The organism is Methylotuvimicrobium sp. KM2, assembly GCF_038051925.1.
Lineage (GTDB): Bacteria > Pseudomonadota > Gammaproteobacteria > Methylococcales > Methylomonadaceae > Methylotuvimicrobium.
Genome location: NZ_CP150634.1, coordinates 1929991 through 1946896 on the forward strand (window position 1 = coordinate 1929991; position 16906 = coordinate 1946896).

General features: G+C 48.7%; 17 protein-coding genes. 16 read left to right on the forward strand and 1 reads right to left on the reverse strand.

Annotated elements, in window-relative coordinates; all coding sequences use genetic code 11:
* Positions 1-88 precede the first annotated feature (88 nt).
* From bioB to WJM45_RS08265, 10 genes are all read left to right on the forward strand, one after another.
* On the forward strand, positions 89-1069 hold the full coding sequence (bioB, locus tag WJM45_RS08220) for a biotin synthase BioB (RefSeq protein ID WP_341328473.1): 981 nt from the start codon (positions 89-91) through the stop codon (positions 1067-1069).
* Positions 1066-2229 carry an 8-amino-7-oxononanoate synthase gene (gene bioF, locus WJM45_RS08225; RefSeq protein ID WP_341328474.1) on the forward strand — a complete coding sequence of 388 codons (1164 nt, stop codon included), beginning with the start codon at positions 1066-1068 and terminating at the stop codon, positions 2227-2229. Before bioB ends, bioF begins: the two co-directional genes overlap by 4 nt.
* On the forward strand, positions 2226-2990 hold the full coding sequence (bioH, locus tag WJM45_RS08230; protein ID WP_017838875.1) for a pimeloyl-ACP methyl ester esterase BioH: 765 nt from the start codon (positions 2226-2228) through the stop codon (positions 2988-2990). The genes bioF and bioH overlap by 4 nt, the downstream gene beginning before the upstream one ends.
* Entirely contained in the window at positions 2987-3787 is an 801-nt protein-coding gene (gene bioC / locus WJM45_RS08235; protein ID WP_017838876.1) for a malonyl-ACP O-methyltransferase BioC, read from the forward strand. The genes bioH and bioC overlap by 4 nt, the downstream gene beginning before the upstream one ends.
* Positions 3780-4445, forward strand: a complete 666-nt coding sequence (gene bioD / locus WJM45_RS08240; RefSeq protein WP_341328475.1) for a dethiobiotin synthase — start codon at positions 3780-3782, stop codon at positions 4443-4445. The genes bioC and bioD overlap by 8 nt, the downstream gene beginning before the upstream one ends.
* 171 nt (positions 4446-4616) lie before the next feature.
* Positions 4617-5012 (forward strand): bacteriohemerythrin, encoded by a 396-nt coding sequence (locus WJM45_RS08245; protein WP_341328476.1) that lies wholly within the window; start codon positions 4617-4619, stop codon positions 5010-5012.
* A gap of 818 nt (positions 5013-5830) precedes the next feature.
* On the forward strand, positions 5831-7000 hold the full coding sequence (gene coxB / locus WJM45_RS08250; protein WP_341328477.1) for a cytochrome c oxidase subunit II: 1170 nt from the start codon (positions 5831-5833) through the stop codon (positions 6998-7000).
* A 52-nt stretch (positions 7001-7052) separates the two neighbouring features.
* Positions 7053-8669, forward strand: a complete 1617-nt coding sequence (gene ctaD, locus WJM45_RS08255; RefSeq protein WP_341328478.1) for a cytochrome c oxidase subunit I — start codon at positions 7053-7055, stop codon at positions 8667-8669.
* A gap of 181 nt (positions 8670-8850) precedes the next feature.
* Positions 8851-9402: a cytochrome c oxidase assembly protein gene (locus WJM45_RS08260; RefSeq protein ID WP_341328479.1), complete on the forward strand. Its 552-nt coding sequence runs from the start codon at positions 8851-8853 to the stop codon at positions 9400-9402.
* A 9-nt stretch (positions 9403-9411) separates the two neighbouring features.
* Entirely contained in the window at positions 9412-10278 is an 867-nt protein-coding gene (locus tag WJM45_RS08265) for a cytochrome c oxidase subunit 3 (protein WP_017838881.1), read from the forward strand.
* Positions 10279-10476: 198 nt separating this feature from the next.
* On the opposite strand, the gene WJM45_RS08270 is transcribed toward WJM45_RS08265, so the two are convergent.
* Positions 10477-10734 carry a twin transmembrane helix small protein gene (locus WJM45_RS08270; RefSeq protein WP_017838882.1) on the reverse strand — a complete coding sequence of 86 codons (258 nt, stop codon included), beginning with the start codon at positions 10732-10734 and terminating at the stop codon, positions 10477-10479.
* An 80-nt stretch (positions 10735-10814) separates the two neighbouring features.
* Between WJM45_RS08270 and WJM45_RS08275 the strand changes: the two genes are divergently transcribed.
* The 6 genes from WJM45_RS08275 to rpoH all read left to right on the forward strand — a co-directional run bounded on the left by WJM45_RS08275 (position 10815) and on the right by rpoH (position 16870).
* Positions 10815-11552, forward strand: a complete 738-nt coding sequence (locus WJM45_RS08275) for an SURF1 family protein (RefSeq protein WP_341328480.1) — start codon at positions 10815-10817, stop codon at positions 11550-11552.
* Positions 11545-12141 (forward strand): hypothetical protein, encoded by a 597-nt coding sequence (locus tag WJM45_RS08280; RefSeq protein WP_017838884.1) that lies wholly within the window; start codon positions 11545-11547, stop codon positions 12139-12141. Before WJM45_RS08275 ends, WJM45_RS08280 begins: the two co-directional genes overlap by 8 nt.
* A 3-nt stretch (positions 12142-12144) precedes the next feature.
* Positions 12145-14145: a signal recognition particle-docking protein FtsY gene (gene ftsY, locus WJM45_RS08285; RefSeq protein ID WP_341328481.1), complete on the forward strand. Its 2001-nt coding sequence runs from the start codon at positions 12145-12147 to the stop codon at positions 14143-14145.
* A 4-nt stretch (positions 14146-14149) separates the two neighbouring features.
* Entirely contained in the window at positions 14150-14806 is a 657-nt protein-coding gene (gene ftsE, locus WJM45_RS08290) for a cell division ATP-binding protein FtsE (RefSeq protein WP_341328920.1), read from the forward strand.
* 93 nt (positions 14807-14899) lie between these two features.
* Positions 14900-15817 (forward strand): permease-like cell division protein FtsX, encoded by a 918-nt coding sequence (gene ftsX, locus WJM45_RS08295; RefSeq protein ID WP_341328482.1) that lies wholly within the window; start codon positions 14900-14902, stop codon positions 15815-15817.
* A 186-nt stretch (positions 15818-16003) separates the two neighbouring features.
* On the forward strand, positions 16004-16870 hold the full coding sequence (gene rpoH / locus WJM45_RS08300; protein ID WP_341328483.1) for an RNA polymerase sigma factor RpoH: 867 nt from the start codon (positions 16004-16006) through the stop codon (positions 16868-16870).
* Positions 16871-16906 lie beyond the last annotated feature (36 nt).

The following is a 16906-nucleotide window of genomic DNA, read 5'->3' on the forward strand; positions in this document are numbered from 1 at the left end:
ATTGAAAAAGATCGGTACCGGGTGCAGCTCGAATCCGACAAAAGCCTGATCGATATCGCTCAATTTTTATAATCCGGAGATTAACAGAATGTCAGTAAACCCAGCAATAAGCACGATTCGCCACGACTGGCGCACTGAGGAGGTTCAAGCCTTATTCGCGTTGCCTTTCAACGATTTGATATTTCGTGCCCAATCGATTCATCGCGAACATTTCGACCCGAACGAGATTCAGATTAGTAGCTTATTGAGCATTAAAACCGGATCGTGTTCGGAAGATTGCGCTTATTGCCCGCAAAGCGCGCGTTATGATGCGGATTTGCAACCGGAAGCCTTGATGCCGGTCGATGACGTGTTAAAGGCAGCGCGGCGCGCGAAAGACGAAGGCGCTTCTCGGTTCTGCATGGGCGCGGCCTGGCGACAACCGAAAGACAAAGATGTCGCGCGCGTCGTCGAAATGATTCAAGGCGTTAAAGCGTTAGGCATGGAAACCTGTGTGACCCTGGGTATGTTGACCGACACTCAAACCGCGACGCTCAAGGAAGCCGGTCTCGATTATTACAATCATAATCTGGATACTTCGGAAGATTATTATTCGGAAATCATCACGACCCGTACCTATCAAGACCGTCTCGATACCTTAGCGAGGGTTCGGGATGCCGGTATCAATGTCTGTTGCGGCGGCATTGTCGGCATGGGCGAGAGCGAACAAGACAGAGCGAAACTGTTGATCGAATTGGCTAATTTACCGAAGCATCCGGAAAGTGTGCCGATCAACATGCTGGTTCAGGTCGAGGGTACGCCGCTGAACGGTACCGAAAAATTGGATCCTATCGTATTTGTTAGAACGATTGCGGTCGCGCGTATCCTAATGCCGACTTCCCGCGTGCGTTTGTCGGCCGGCCGTAATGCTATGAGCGACGAAATGCAGGCTCTATGTTTTCTCGCCGGCGCCAATTCGATTTTCTACGGTGAAAAATTGTTGACGACCGACAATCCGATGACCAATCAAGATCTAGCGTTATTCGAACGCTTAGGCGTGCGTTCCGGCGGGTCTTGTCACGTTCAATGATCGGTATCGAATCCGGGCTGGATGCCGAGCTCGAGCGCTTGGCGCGCGAAGATTTGTACCGGACGCGCCGAGTCGTCGAATCCGCTCAAGGCGTCGAATTACAGTGCGGCGGGCGAAAGCTGATTAATTTTTGCAGCAACGATTATCTCGGCTTGGCCAATCATCCTGCGGTCGTCAAGGCCTTTCAAGACGGCGCGGCTCGTTACGGCGTCGGCAGCGGCTCCGCGCATTTGATTTGCGGTCACGGCCGCGCGCATCATGCCTTGGAAGAAGAACTTGCGGAGTTCACCGGCCGCGACCGTGCACTACTGTTTTCGACCGGTTACATGGCCAATATCGGCGTCATTTCGGCGCTGACGGGTAGGGGAGATACGGTTTTCGAAGACCGGTTGAATCATGCCTCTTTATTGGATGGCGGTTTGTTATCGGGCGCGCGCTTTAAGCGTTACCGCCATGCCGACGCGGAAGGTTTGCTCGACAGTTTGAGCCGTACCGAAGGGCGGGCGATGATCGTGACCGACGGCGTGTTCAGCATGGATGGAGATTTGGCGCCGCTCGACGTCCTGTCGCAAATCGCGAAAGAACAGGACGCCTGGTTGATGGTCGACGATGCGCACGGTTTGGGCGTGATTGGCGACAAAGGGCGGGGAATCGTCGAATATTTCGGCTTGACGCAACAACAGGTGCCGATTTTGGTCGGAACGCTCGGCAAGGCTTTCGGTACCTTTGGAGCCTTTGTCGCCGGCTCCGAGACGCTGATCGAGACTTTGATTCAAAAGGCTCGAACCTATATCTACACGACCGCATTGCCGCCCGCCGTCGCCGAAGCAACCCGTGCTGCTTTGAATATTCTTATCGAAGATCAGTGGCGCAGGGAAAATTTAAACGATTTGGTGCGGCGTTTTCGCCGAGGCGCCGAACAGCTCGGTTTTCCGTTGATGCCCTCGAATTCGGCGATCCAGCCTATCCTGATCGGCGATAGTCGAAGGGCGGTCGAAATCGGCAAGCGTTTGCTCGATGACGGGTTTTGGGTTGGTGCAATTCGGCCGCCCACCGTTCCGCAAGGCAGCGCTCGGCTGCGCGTGACTTTTTCGGCGCTACACGAAGAGCAACAAGTCGATCGTTTGCTCGAATCCTTGGCAAAATCTATATCGCAATGACTATTCATTATCAAGTTTACGGCGATGGGGAGCCTGTCGTCTTGGTCCATGGTTGGGCGATGCATTCGGGCATTTGGCGCAATTTTGCCGAGCAATTGGCGCAAACCCGCCGCGTCGTTTGCGTCGATTTGCCGGGGCATGGCTTAAGCGCCGAAATACCCGAGTTCACGCTCGAGTCGGTATGCGAGCAGTTGAGCAAAATTGTCGATAGTAAAGCTTGCTGGATCGGTTGGTCGTTGGGCGGGTCGGTGGCCTTGGCAATGGCTAGGTTGTTTCCGGAAGCCGTCTCGTCGGTCGTTTTGCTGGCCAGCAATCCTTGTTTTGTCGAAAATGCGGATTGGCCGGGTATGCCGGAAAATCAGCTCGATCTATTCGCCGAGAATCTCAGCGCCGATTGCGAATCGACGCTATTGCGTTTCTTGTCATTGCAAATCAATGGTTTGCCAGAGTTTAGGAAATTGTCTAAAAAACTCGCGGCCGTGCTTCGCGAATCCCGCATGCCGACGGAAAAAACGCTGCAGGGCGGCTTAGCTGTTTTAAAGCAGACCGATTTAAGGTCGGCGCTTGCCGATCTTCGCGTACCGGTCGCGGCGATGTTGGGCGAAAAAGATACCTTGGTTCCGGTTGGCATCGGCGAAGCAATGCGGGTAATCAATCCGGACCTGCATTTGAGCGTGATTAAAAATGCCGGGCATGCGCCGTTTTTATCGCATCGACCTGAATTGATCGAGAGTCTTATCGATTTTTGGGAGTCGAGGTGAGCGCGGTATTTGAACTGGATAAGACCAAGCTCAGAGAATCGTTCGGTTCGGCGAGTCTGTCTTATGATCGTGTTGCCGGTTTGCAAAGAACGGTTGGTTTAAATCTATTGCAAAGAGTAGCACCGGCACAATTGACGGGCACCGTTGTCGATTTGGGCTGCGGCACAGGATTTTTGACTAAATCCTTGCTCGATGCCGAAAATGTCGAGCGAATTGTTGCGCTTGACATTGCCTTGCCGATGCTGCATGCGGCAAGGCAAAAGCTCGGCGATACCAGTCGTTTGCATTATGTTTGCGGCGATGCGGAAAGCCCGCCGTTAAATACGAACTCGGTCGATACGGTGGTTTCCAATCTGGCCTTGCAATGGTGCCGCGATTTAACGGCGGTTTTCTGTGGTCTGCATCGTATTCTCAAGGCGGACGGCGAATTGGTATTTTCGACCTTCGGTCCGCATACGCTCTGCGAGTTAAAACAGGCTTGGGCCGCAGTCGACGACTATCATCATGTCAACGAGTTTTACCGCGAAACGGAAATAAGGCGTTGCCTGGCCGATGCCGGATTTAAGGAAATAGCGGTGCAATCCGAAATTTATCGGCCGGTTTACGGTTCCGTATTGGCTTTAATGAAAGAGCTTAAATCGATGGGGGCACATAATGTGTCTTCCGGACGTAATAAAAGGCTAACGACAAAACAGGAAATGACAAGCATGATCGAGGCTTATCCGCTTAATGATGCCAATATTGGGGCGACATTTGAGGTTTTTATCGTTTCGGCGAGAGTAGAAAACAATGACTAAAGGGCTATTTATAACCGGCACAGATACGGGTGTCGGAAAAACCTGGGCGACGGTCGCGTTGATGCGTCATTTCAAAAATCAAGGGCATACGGTTATCGGCATGAAGCCGGTCGCCTCGGGTTGTCTCGAAATCGACGGCAAACTGAGAAACGAAGATGCGCTGCTATTACAGCAAAACGCCTCGATACCGGTGCAATACGAATGGGTTAACCCTTACGCCTATCGCATGCCGGTTTCGCCGCATTTGGCTGGAGCAGAGCATCCGCCGGTTTTGGATGATATATGTTCGATTTTTCAAACACTGCAACAAAATGCCGATATCGTTTTGGTCGAAGGCGTCGGCGGTTGGCGGGTTCCGTTGAATGCCGACTCCGATGTCTCCGATTTGGCGCGCGTACTGGGCTTGCCGGTCGTCATCGTGGTGGCGATAAGACTGGGTTGTATCAATCATGCAAGATTAACTTATGAGTCGATTGTGCAGTCCGGACAAGCTTGCGCCGGTTGGATAGCCGTTTGCTCCGATAACAACATGCTGCTGCGCGAGGAAAATATCGCCACGATTAAGGCAATGATCGACGCACCGTTGCTAGGAGTATTTCCTTTTATGCCCGAATCCGACTTCGATGAGCTGTCGGCGGCATTCGAGAAAACCCTATAAAAAATATTGAAATTAAGTTCCAAATAAACCATAATTCTTTTGCGGTTATTTCGGCATGCAAAACAGTTTGCAATGCAAGGGGAGGGCGAATGCGCCGCATTCTCATAATTCAAAGCCTTGACGAGTGAAAAGGCTCAAACAAGGCAATTAATCAACACAGGAGAGGAAATTATGGCTTTAATCACTTGGACGGCAGATCAATTCGGCACCAATGTCGGTTTTGCCGACGATGAACATAAAGTTTTGTTCGACAAACTCAATAAACTTTACGATTTGGCGACAGGCGGGGCGGAAAGATCCGCAATCGGCGCGCAACTCGATGATTTGATTGCCTATGTCGTAGGGCATTTCGCGCATGAAGAAAAAGAAATGGAAGCGGCCGGTTTTGTCGGTTTGGCGGCACATAAAGCCGAACACGAGGCCTTAGTGGGAACTTGCGCCGATCTACAAAAAAAATTCCATGCCGGCGAAGCCGATGTAACCGATGAAGTGGGGCAAATGGTTAAGAGTTGGTTGGAAAGTCACATTCCGACTTTCGATAGAGGCTATGCTGCCGTTTTGAGTTAATTGATCACGCTCTTTCCCAAGCTCCAGCTTGGGAAAGACACCCCGGAAGCTCCAGCTTCCTGAGACCGACACAACCTCCGCACATTCTCAATCAACCCCGACTCGCTCGTTCAATCTTTCTTGATTGTCGGGAAGCTAGAGCTTCCTGAACAGGTTGGAGCTTGGGTAACAGCATATTTTAGTTTTTGCGACTACGGCTGGCCCCTGCTCGGACACTTGGCTTCGGCAAGCTGAAGCATCTTGCTAATCAGGAATGGTTAAGAGTTGGTTGGAAAGTCACATTCCGACTTTCGATAGAGGCTATGCTGCCGTTTTGAGTTAATTGATGAAAAAATGAATTGAGGATTTTTCAACAAAGAGTCGGCATTTTTTCCAAGGTTTTCGGTACGGTTGTGGTTTAAATTGACGGTTGAAGTCACTGTCGATGAAGACTGTCAGTTCGGGGCGATTAGTGAAAATGCAGACCATCGAAGCCCGTGAAGGAGGAGTCACGGGCTTTTTTGTGCGCGTTAGTTTTAAGGCATCGGCAAACCACTTCTGGCTTACCGTCGCATCATGGGTTAAAATTCTCGTTTTTTAAAATAGCTATTATAAAAACAGGGAAATTAGTGAATGTTGATTTGCTTTGAACCCCGGCTAAGAGTAGCTGATCAGCGAGAGAAACTTTTTCTCTATTTCATTGACTTAGGATAGGGTGCTTGCCGTTAGAAAGCCAAACTGAACAAGTCTTGATTTTAAAACAGACTGGCGCTGATGACGTTACTAAAAATTTATCAATTGCATACAAGAGTTTCTAACTACCACCGGGAGGCTGCTCCGTGAAGAAAACCAAGCAACTGTTCGCAAGCCTGTTCTTGATGTCCTTGGGACTAGGGACTGCACAGGCCGAATATACCCTGAATCTGAGGCAAGGCGTAACTCAGATCAGTCAAGAAGTCTACGATTTGCATATGTTGATTTTATGGATATGCGTGTTAATCGGTATTGCTGTCTTCGGCACAATGTTCTACTCGATTTATCACCATCGCAAATCGAAAGGGCATGTCGCATCTCAATTTCATGAGAGCACCAAAGTCGAAATTATCTGGACGATTATTCCGACTTTGATTTTAATCGGTATGGCGATTCCGGCCACAAAAACGATGCTCGATTTGGATGATGTTCAAGATGCGGATATGTCGATCAAAGTCACCGGTTGGCAATGGAAATGGGAATATGAATACCTGGATAACGGCATTCACTTTTTCAGTACCTTGGACGAAGCCAGTAATAGAGCGCGTCAGCTGGGTTCGGGTATCGACCCAAGGTCCGTGCCTCATTACTTGCTTAATGTCGATCATCCGCTGGTTGTTCCGGTCAATACGAAAATCCGCTTTTTATTCACAGCGGCCGATGTGCTGCATTCCTGGTGGGTACCAGATTTAGGGTGGAAAAAAGATACGGTCCCCGGCTTTATAAATGAAGCCTGGACTTATGTCGAAAAACCAGGAACCTACCGCGGACAGTGCGCCGAACTTTGCGGAAAGGATCATGGTTTCATGCCGATCGTCGTGATCGCGATGGAGCAGGACGACTACAATGCATGGGTAGAATCTCAAAAGGCAGGCGCCGAAGTCGAGAAACAACAGGCGGATAAGGAATGGACCACAGACGAGTTGATGGCCAAGGGTGAAAGCGTTTATACCAATAACTGCGCTTCCTGTCATATGGCCGACGGCGCGGGCATGGAAGGCACATTTCCGGCTTTGACCGGTAGTTCTGTCGTCACGGGCGATATCGATGCTCAAATCGAGCTAATGTATAACGGGAAAGGAATGATGCCGGCATTTGGACAAATGCTGAGCGAAACCGAATTTGCCGCAGTCGTCACCTATACCCGCAATGCCTTAGGTAACTCGGTGGGCGATTCGGTTCAACCCGCTGCGATAAAGTCATTAAAATCATCCGCACCGACGGATGAAGAGGAAGATGAGGATGATGAAGAGTAATGCTTAACTTTATTCAAATTCTAATCTTTTTAAAATTTATAGAGGTAACAATATGTCTGCGGTAGTAGCTGAACATGACGATCATCACGATCATCACGACCATGGTCCGGAAAAGGGGCTGTTAAGATGGATCATTACCACAAATCACAAGGACATCGGTACATTGTACTTGGTGTTTGCTTTAGCGATGTTTTTTCTAGGCGGTGCGATGGCTTTAGTCATTCGTGCCGAATTGTTCGAGCCGGGGTTGCAGTTCGTTGAGCCTCAGTTCTTCAATTCAATGACGACAATGCATGCGTTGATCATGGTATTCGGCGCGGTCATGCCTGCATTTGTTGGATTAGCCAACTGGATGATCCCATTAATGATCGGTGCGCCCGATATGGCGTTACCACGTATGAACAACATGAGTTTCTGGCTACTCGTGGCCGGTGCATTGATGCTCGCGAGCACTTTGTTCATGGAAGGCGGTGCCCCAGCCTCGGGTTGGACCTTGTATCCCCCATTGGTGTTGCAAACCGGCGCCGCGCTACCGTTCGCGATCTTCTCTGTGCATTTGCTCGGTATTTCATCGATCATGGGCGCGATCAACATCATCGCGACGATCTTCAATATGCGCGCACCCGGCATGACGCTAATGAAAATGCCGTTGTTCGTTTGGACTTGGCTGATTACTGCGTTTTTATTGATTGCGATCATGCCGGTTTTCGCCGGTGCGGTGACTATGTTGTTGACCGATCGTTTTTTCGATACCAGTTTTTTCGATGCAGCCGGCGGCGGCGATCCTGTCCTTTATCAACACATTTTCTGGTTCTTCGGTCATCCGGAAGTTTATGTAATGATTCTGCCGACTTTCGGTGTTGCTTCGACGATCATTCCGGTTTTCGCGCGTAAGCCGCTGTTCGGTTATAGCTCGATGGTCTATGCGACCGCATCGATTGCATTTTTATCGTTTATCGTTTGGGCTCACCACATGTTTACGGTCGGTATGCCGGTCGCCGGAGAGCTTTATTTCATGTATGCAACGATGCTGATTGCGATTCCGACCGGCGTCAAAGTTTTCAACTGGACCGCGACCATGTGGAAAGGATCGATGACCTTCGAAACACCGATGCTTTTTTCGATTGCATTCGTCGTGCTGTTCACGATGGGCGGTTTCACCGGCTTGATGATGTCAGTCGCGCCTTCGGATTTCCAATATCACGACACCTATTTCATTGTCGCGCATTTTCATTACACGCTGGTACCTGCGTCTATTTTTATCTTGATGGCGGCGGGTTATTTCTGGCTGCCGAAATGGACCGGCAATATGTATGACGAAAAATTGGGACAACTGCATTTCTGGTTGTCGGCGATTTCGGTCAACGTATTGTTCTTCCCTCAGCATTTCTTAGGCTTGGCAGGCATGCCGCGTCGTATCCCTGACTATGCGGTGCAATTCGCCGATTGGAACATGGTATCGAGTATCGGTGCCTTCGTATTCGGTTTCAGCCAGTTGTTGTTCCTGTATATCGTGATCAAAACGATCAGAGGCGGCACCGGCGAAGAAGTGACCGGCGAAGTCTGGGAAGATGCGTCTAAACACAGCTTGGAATGGACTTTACCTTCCCCGCTTCCTTACCATACGTTCACGACGCCGCCGAAAGAAATTCCAACCGAACATTTCTAATCGGACAGCGCTGTAATCGTTTTTGTACAAGGATTGACTTTTCTCAGAAACTTTACCCGTCTGACGGCGGGTAAAGTGGTGATGTTATGAATACGAAAACAAAGAATATTTTGACAGCTGTGGTGCTGGTTGCTGTCGCGATTGCGATATACGTATTTGCGGTTTTAAGAGCTATTTCGCAATGAATGATGATACGAAGCAAAAAAACAGAAAGTTGGTCCGCAATTTAGTATTGATTGCGGTGGGCATGTTCGGTTTCGGTTATGTGCTGGTACCGATTTACGATGTATTTTGCGACATAACGGGTCTGAACGGCAAAACGGCCTCGGTTGCGGCAGCAGAAACGGCACGCGAAGTCGATGAAAGCCGTGAAGTGACTGTTGAATTTGTCACTTCGTTGAACCAAGCCGCGCCGATGGCATTTCGTGCCGAGACGTATAAAATGAAGGTGCATCCCGGACAATATTATACGGTTAACTTTTATGCCGAAAACCTTACCGATAAGCCGATGATTGCCCGGGCGATACCCAGTATTACGCCGGGTCAGGCTGCGGAATTTTTCACAAAGACGCAATGTTTTTGTTTTGACGAACAAAGTTTCGAAGCCCATGAATCTAAAACGATGCCGGTTCGTTTCGTCGTAGATCCGAAACTGCCTGAAAAGTACAAAACAATCACGCTTGCATACACATTTTTCGATAACACTGAATTAACAGCAAAAAAGCAAAAATAGGGGAAGGTTATGTCTACAAACGCTTATTACATTCCTCATAAGGCGACCTGGCCGATTATCGGTACGGTTGGTCTTATGATGACTCTGGCAGGATTTGCCAATTTGTTAAATGGCTCCTCGATCGGCCCTGCGATGATGATTATGGGTTTCGTCGTGTTTATTATCATGCTGGCCGGCTGGTTTACGCTTCAGTCCGTTGAAAGCGAATCGGGAATGTACAGCACTCAAGTCGGTATTTCCTACCGTATGGGCATGATGTGGTTCATTTTTTCGGAAGTCATGTTCTTTGCCGTATTCTTCGGAACCTTATGGTATACGCGAAACCTTTCAGTGCCTTGGCTTGGCGGTTTCGGCGACGGTCCCGGACGTGCGACTCATGAAACCTTGTGGCCGGCATTCGAAGCGATGTGGCCGACTAACGGACCGGGTGAAATCGGCGGCGAATACGAACCGATGGGGGCTTGGGGTTTGCCGTTTTTAAACACATTAATTCTGTTGACAAGCGGTGTTACTTGTACTTGGGCGCATCATGGTTTACTGGCAAAAAACCGCGATCAACTTATTAAAGGTCTGATTGCAACGGTTGCGTTGGGTTTTCTGTTCGTCGGTTTTCAAGCAATAGAATATCACGAAGCTTATACCGAAATGGGCTTGACCTTAGGTTCAGGTATTTACGGGTCGACATTCTTTATGCTAACCGGCTTCCATGGGTTCCACGTTTGTGTCGGTGCGATTATTCTTTCTGTGGTATTGTTCCGCAGCTGGAAAGGTCATTTTAAACCGGAGAATCATTTCGCATTCGAAGCGGCCGCCTGGTACTGGCATTTTGTCGACGTCGTTTGGTTGGGATTATTTGTCTTCGTTTACATGATGTAAGTCGATAACAGGGCATCAAATTAAAGCGCTGCCTGCCAGGTAGCGCTTTTTTTTTGTCGTTTGATTTGACGGAAAGGCGGGCTGGATTGGCTTTGCGGGACGGGTTATTTAACCATCCCTAGTGTTTCGAATTGGTTTTGCTACGGTCGAAACGCTTAGGACAGGCTTACAAACCCCGTCCTGCTTGAGAGATGGGTTTTATTGGCTTTGTTCCGCTTGGGGCGGTTTTTTTGCATGAATGGCCGAGCCGATACCGTGAGGTTTTAATAAGCCGAAGGCCATCGCTAGAAACAATAAAATGAATAACACGATTGATAATGAAATTCGGACTGTTAATGCTTTGACGGCTTTATCCGACCGGTCTTCCGGTTTTCGGACAACGATATGATAAAGTGCGGAGCCCAGGCTGATAAGGATTGCAGCAAACGCAATAATGAAGATAGTTTTAATAAGCATAAAAAGTCTAAAAGCGATCGGTGATAATCGGGTATTCTCAACGATTAATCGACGCTTGCCAATAGGACAATCCAAAAACCATGACGATCAAAATCGGTCTTTGTAATCTTAGACTCACATTAATTCCATCAATCGCCTATGTGTTATTGATGGTACTACTGATTTCGCTAGGAAATTGGCAATTATCCAGATCTTCGGAAAAAGCCGAATATCTGGCCGAACAGGAGAAACAAAGCCAATTACCTCCGTTGTCGTTAACATCGGAGTTGCCGGCCGATGCCGCGAGTATTCGTTATCGAACTGTCGAATTAACCGGGCGTTACGATACCGAGCGTCAATTTTTGCTGGATAATCAAATTAGACACGGAAAAGCCGGTTATTTCGTGATGACGCCGCTGTTGCCGGAAAACTCCAATACGGCAGTCTTAGTTAATCGGGGATGGATTGAAGCGGGTCGCGATCGACAAACGCTGCCTGATATTACCTTGCAAGAAAGCAAGGTTACCATCCAAGGACGAATCAATACTTTTCCTGATGTCGGTTATCATCTGGAAGGCGCGGAGATTCCGACCGATACTTGGCCGTCTCTCGTGCAACTGATCGACAGCAACGTTATTGCTGAGAAACTGGGTTATCCGTTGGCCGATTATCAAATTGAACTACACCCAGCCGAGGATCAAGGTTATTTGCGGGAATGGCATATCGCGACTGTCATACCGCCTGAAAAGCATGTGGCCTATGCGGTGCAATGGTATGGCTTGGCTTTAACTTTAACGGCTTTATTTATATGGTACGCGTGCAAAACAAAACATGAATAATCAACAGAAAAAAAATCGCAACCTAATTCTGATTATTTTCGGAATGTCGATCATCCCGTTTCTTTTTGCGTGGTATTTAAAAGAACATCCCAATCTACTTAAAGGCGCAACCAATCATGGCGAATTGATTATTCCGCCGTTACTGACCGAGCGCCTCGATCTAATCGGTATCGATTCATTCTCGGCCGAAAATATTGACGAATTAAAAGGCCGCTGGGTTTTAATCAATGTGGTGCCTGATGCGGATTGCGATCAAACCTGCCTTGATGCCGTTTATAAATCCAAACAACTCTTATTGATGATGGGCAAGGAGTTAACTCGTATCCGTAGAACAGTGATATTGCTGAATCCCGATGCCGAACAGCATATAAAGACGTGGTGGCAGGACGACGACCGGCTGTTAAAGACTCGCCCCAGTTCGGACTTGCAGAAGCAAATGACTAAGCTCAACGGAACCGGGATCGCGAACGGTATGCTGTTGATCATGGATCCATTGGGCAATATCATGATGCGTTATCAGCCCGGATTTAACCCTTATGATGTAAAGAGCGATCTCAGAAAATTACTTAGTGTTTCGCAAATCGGATAAACCATGTTTAGAAAAATTACCTTTGTTTCCGCCTTTTTGGCTTTATTGCTTATCGTAGCCGGTTCCGTCGTCAAGTTGACCGGAGCAGATTTGGCATGCCCGGACTGGCCTGAATGCTACGGTCAATGGTTTATCGCCGATAGTGCCGAGTTTAAAGCTTCGGCCGAACAGCTTTATCCGGGAAAAGCGGTCGATGTAGGTAAAGCTTGGCAAGAAATGGCGCGACGCTATGTATTCGGCTTATCGATGTTGACCGTCGTGCTGTTGGCATTGATCGCATGGCGCCAGAAGTATCAACGTTCCGTGGCGACAACTGGCGCGGTGGCGCTGCTTATCGTGGCGGCTGCGCAAGTATGCACGGCCGTCAAAGCGGTCGAATTGAATGCGATGCCGATTATAGTCATTGCTCAGGCATTGCTTGGCTTTATCCAGTTCTGGCTATTGAGTTGGCTATTTTTACGATTAAATCCTGCCTTAAATAAACTGGATCGAATAAGCGGTCCCATCTGGCTAGCCGGGTTCGCCGGCTTGTTGGTGTTGGTGCAAACCCTATCCGGTTTATGGGTTAACGCCAATCATGCGGGACAAGTCTGCAGCGGTTTTCCCCAGTGTAACGGGCAATGGTGGCCGCAAGCCGATTACCGTGCCGCGTTGAATATATTCAATGGTCTTGTCACCGGTTATCAAGGGATTTTATCCTACGACGCACAGGTGGCTGCCCATTGGTTGCATAGAGTCTTTGCCCTGCCGATTTTTGTTGTTTTAACTTGGCTGGTGCTGCGAGCCACTTCGGTTAACTGCGCCAAACCGGTCAGAAAAGCCGGCATGATGCTAAGTATTTTATTATTCGTGCAAATCGGCTTTAGCGTTATTGCGGCAAAATACGGACTACCGGCATGGTCGGCCATTGTGCATAATTTTGTTTCGGCAATATTGATGCTGCCGTTGCTCGCGATCGCCGTTTATAGCCGTTACGGATATGCGGGCGAAGTGTTGGCCGGCGAAACGGTCGAGCGTCCTGTCGCCGAGTTTGAAGCTGCCGAAGCAGTAATCGAAGTCGGCTATGTCGAGCCGGAACCGGAATCGCTGGCGCGCCGCCTTAAATCGCAGCTGCAAAAAACTCGGTCCGGCCTTAGCGGATTGATGGCAACGATTCCCATTGGTCAAAAAGCCATCGACGACGATTTACTGGAGGAAATCGAAGCCAGATTATTGATGGCCGATATCGGTTTCGAAGCGACGACAGCAATCATTCGGCGATTGACCGATAGTCTCGAACGGCATCAATTAAACGACGGGGAAGCATTGGAAAATGCGCTGAAACAAGAATTATTGGCTATTCTTAAGCCTTGTAACCACCCCCTACAGATTCCCGAACAAGATAAGCCGTTCGTGATTTTGGTAGTCGGCGTCAACGGTGCCGGCAAAACTACGACGATCGGTAAAATGGCCAAGCGCTTTCAATCTCAAGGCCATAGCGTGATGCTGGCTGCGGGCGACACCTTCAGGGCAGCGGCAGTCGAACAGTTGCAAACCTGGGGCGAGCGTAACAACATTCATGTCGTCGCGCAGCACACCGGCGCCGACTCTGCCTCGGTGATTTATGACGGTGTGCAATCGGCACAGGCCAAAGGTGTCGACGTGTTGATTGCCGATACCGCAGGACGTTTACACACCAAATCCAATCTGATGGATGAACTAAAAAAGGTTAAGCGCATTATCGGAAAGCTCGATGAAACCGCGCCGCACGAGGTTTTGTTGGTTTTAGACGCGGGAACCGGTCAGAACGCGTTGTCTCAGGCGAAACAATTTAACGAAACTGTGGCATTGACCGGTATCGCATTAACCAAGTTGGACGGCACAGCGAAGGGCGGGGTTATTTTTGCATTAGCCAAGCAATTCAGCGTGCCGATTCGTTTTATCGGTATCGGTGAAGGAATCGACGATTTGCAGGATTTCGATGCGAAACAGTTTGTCGACGCCTTATTTGTTAAAGATCAATAGGTTTATGCTCAAATTCGATCATGTCAGTAAACGTTATCCCGATGCCGGCGATGCATTGCTGGATGTCACATTTCATCTACAGCGCGGCGAATTCGCTTTTTTGACCGGCCATTCCGGAGCCGGTAAAAGCACTTTGTTGAAATTGATCGCGGTCATGGAAAGATGTTCGCGCGGTCAAGTTTTGTTGGACGGGCAAAATCTGAACAAGGCGTCCGCTCGACAAATACCCTATATACGAAGGAAGCTGGGCTTAATATTTCAGGATTATAAATTGCTGCAAGATAGAACCGTTTTCGACAATGTCGCATTGCCGTTGGTGGTGGCGGGTTACAGTCATTTTGATATCGGTCGGCGCGTTCGAGCAGCGCTCGATAAGGTCGGCTTGCTGGGTAAGGAAAAAAAACTTCCCCAGACTTTGTCCGGCGGCGAACAGCAGCGCGTCGGTATTGCCCGCGCCGTTATAAACAAACCGCCGTTGATTCTCGCCGACGAGCCGACCGGTAATTTGGATCCGGAATTGTCGTCCGAGATTATGAAATTATTTGAGGATTTTCAACAAGTCGGCGTAACGGTGTTGATTGCCACACATGATATCGCTTTGGTTGAGCGAATGGGACATCGTGTATTGCAATTGGATCATGGCCGCTTGGTCGCAAGTTAACAGATGAAAAAGCCGAATATCAACCACAGAAGACCGCAACCCCGACAGAAAAAGGAAGTCCGACGAAAAGTTGTTTCCGGTAGGCTAAGCGCTATGCTACAGACTTACCTGGATATTCATGCGCAAGCCTTGTTTTCCAGTTTAGGTCGTTTGGCGCGCGCACCTGTGACATCGTTGATGACCGTCAGCGTATTGTCCATTGCAATTTCGTTGGCCGCCGGATTCTATCTGTTGGTCGCCAATATTCAACAATTAACCGGCGGACTCGAAGATAGCAATCAAATTTCGTTGTTTTTAAAAGATCACGTCACCGATGATGCCGGCGTAAAGTTAGCCGAGAAAATTAAAAAATTCGATCATATACAGGCAGTCAAGGTTATTACGAAAACCCAAGGGCTCGCCGAATTTCGCGAATATAGCGGTTTCGGCGATGCACTGAAGGCGTTGGATAAAAACCCCTTGCCGACAGTCATTCAGGTTATGCCGGAACATAGCCTCGAAGAAGGACCGCAACTAGACGAATTGTTTAAAAAATTAACGGATTTACAAGAAGTCGATTTTGCACAATTGGATATGCAATGGATCAAACGCTTGTATTCGATCATGGAGCTGGCGGATCGCGGCGTTACGCTGCTCAGTTTTATATTGGCCCTAGCCGTATTATTCATTACCGGCAATACGATAAGACTGGAATTACACAATCGGCGTGATGAAGTGATCATCGCTAAACTGGTGGGCGCGACCCATCGTTTTATTCAAAGGCCGTTTTTGTATACCGGTTTTTGGTTGGGTTTTTGTTCCGGCATTTTGGCTTGGATTACTGTGACGGTCATGTTGTTTATTCTGCAGCAGCCGATCGATCGACTGTCCGGACTTTATGACGGCGTATTTTCGATGCGTTATTTGAGTTTCGGCGAAATGATGTCGTTAATTGCGATTTCTTCACTGCTTGGAGTAGCCGCTGCCTGGGGGGTGCTTTGCTATCAATTAAGACTGACCAAGCCCGAATAAACCGAAAGCCAGTTTGAGTCCTTGACTCCAAGAAGGTATTTATAGCGAGATCCCCAATCAATCAGAATCGTCCCGAGCCCTATCGATTATGAATTCACTCACAAAATAATGCGGAACTTATAAAAATTTTAGCACTCATAACGCGAGAGTGCTAAAATCGGGCAAACTTAAAAACAAGGGGAAATCATGAGTAACGCATTAGCCTTTGCCTTACCAACTAATCTTTCCGTAGGAACATTCGACGCTTATTTGAATGCGGTCGCGCAAACGCCGACTTTGTCTCACGAACAAGAGCGCAAATTGGCGCTTCGCTATCGCGATGAAGGCGACTTGGAAGCAGCGAAGGAGCTAGTTATGTCGAATCTTCGTTTTGTCGTTCATGTCGCGCGTGGATACAGCGGTTACGGACTGCCGTTGCCCGACATCATTCAAGAAGGCAACGTCGGCTTAATGAAAGCCGTCAAACGCTTCGATCCCGATGTCGGGGTTCGCTTAGTGACCTTTGCCGTGCATTGGATCAGAGCGGAAATACATGAATACGTCATCAAAAACTGGCGTATCGTCAAAATCGCTACAACCAAAGCTCAGCGTAAACTGTTTTTCAATTTACGCAAATCGAAAAACAACCTAGGCTGGTTGTCGCACGACGAGGCGAAAGCTGTCGCCAACGATTTAGGCGTTGATCTCAAAACCGTTTATGAAATGGAAAAACGTATGGACGGTTCGGATATGGCTTTCGACATGCCGCATGACGAGCCTTCCGACGAAAGCACTTACGCCTCGCCGGTCAGTTACTTAGAACAACATAACTCGGACCCTGCGGATTTGCTGGAAAACGAGCAATGGCAAGGTTATGAAGAGAACATGCTAAGCGAAGCAATGGCGGAGCTTGATGAGCGTAGTCTCGATATTCTCAATAGCCGCTGGCTAAGCGAAGAAAAAGCGACGTTGCATGATTTAGCCGAACGCTACAACGTTTCAGCCGAGCGCATCCGGCAGTTGGAAAAAAACGCCATGAACAAGCTGAAAGCCGCATTCGTGCTGGAAGCATAATACGTCGAACACTTCACGCGGGGCGGGTTATTTAAC

Coding starts and splice junctions, on each gene's coding strand:
- WJM45_RS08265 (WP_017838881.1), top strand. CDS start 9,412: ATGTCTACAAACGCTTATTACATTCCTCATAAGGCGACCTGGCCGATT.
- ctaD (WP_341328478.1), top strand. CDS start 7,053: ATGTCTGCGGTAGTAGCTGAACATGACGATCATCACGATCATCACGAC.
- bioF (WP_341328474.1), top strand. CDS start 1,066: ATGATCGGTATCGAATCCGGGCTGGATGCCGAGCTCGAGCGCTTGGCG.
- WJM45_RS08245 (WP_341328476.1), top strand. CDS start 4,617: ATGGCTTTAATCACTTGGACGGCAGATCAATTCGGCACCAATGTCGGT.
- bioB (WP_341328473.1), top strand. CDS start 89: ATGTCAGTAAACCCAGCAATAAGCACGATTCGCCACGACTGGCGCACT.
- WJM45_RS08270 (WP_017838882.1), bottom strand. CDS start 10,734: ATGCTTATTAAAACTATCTTCATTATTGCGTTTGCTGCAATCCTTATC.
- bioH (WP_017838875.1), top strand. CDS start 2,226: ATGACTATTCATTATCAAGTTTACGGCGATGGGGAGCCTGTCGTCTTG.
- WJM45_RS08260 (WP_341328479.1), top strand. CDS start 8,851: ATGAATGATGATACGAAGCAAAAAAACAGAAAGTTGGTCCGCAATTTA.
- rpoH (WP_341328483.1), top strand. CDS start 16,004: ATGAGTAACGCATTAGCCTTTGCCTTACCAACTAATCTTTCCGTAGGA.
- ftsE (WP_341328920.1), top strand. CDS start 14,150: ATGCTCAAATTCGATCATGTCAGTAAACGTTATCCCGATGCCGGCGAT.
- bioD (WP_341328475.1), top strand. CDS start 3,780: ATGACTAAAGGGCTATTTATAACCGGCACAGATACGGGTGTCGGAAAA.
- ftsY (WP_341328481.1), top strand. CDS start 12,145: ATGTTTAGAAAAATTACCTTTGTTTCCGCCTTTTTGGCTTTATTGCTT.
- WJM45_RS08275 (WP_341328480.1), top strand. CDS start 10,815: ATGACGATCAAAATCGGTCTTTGTAATCTTAGACTCACATTAATTCCA.
- WJM45_RS08280 (WP_017838884.1), top strand. CDS start 11,545: ATGAATAATCAACAGAAAAAAAATCGCAACCTAATTCTGATTATTTTC.
- ftsX (WP_341328482.1), top strand. CDS start 14,900: ATGCTACAGACTTACCTGGATATTCATGCGCAAGCCTTGTTTTCCAGT.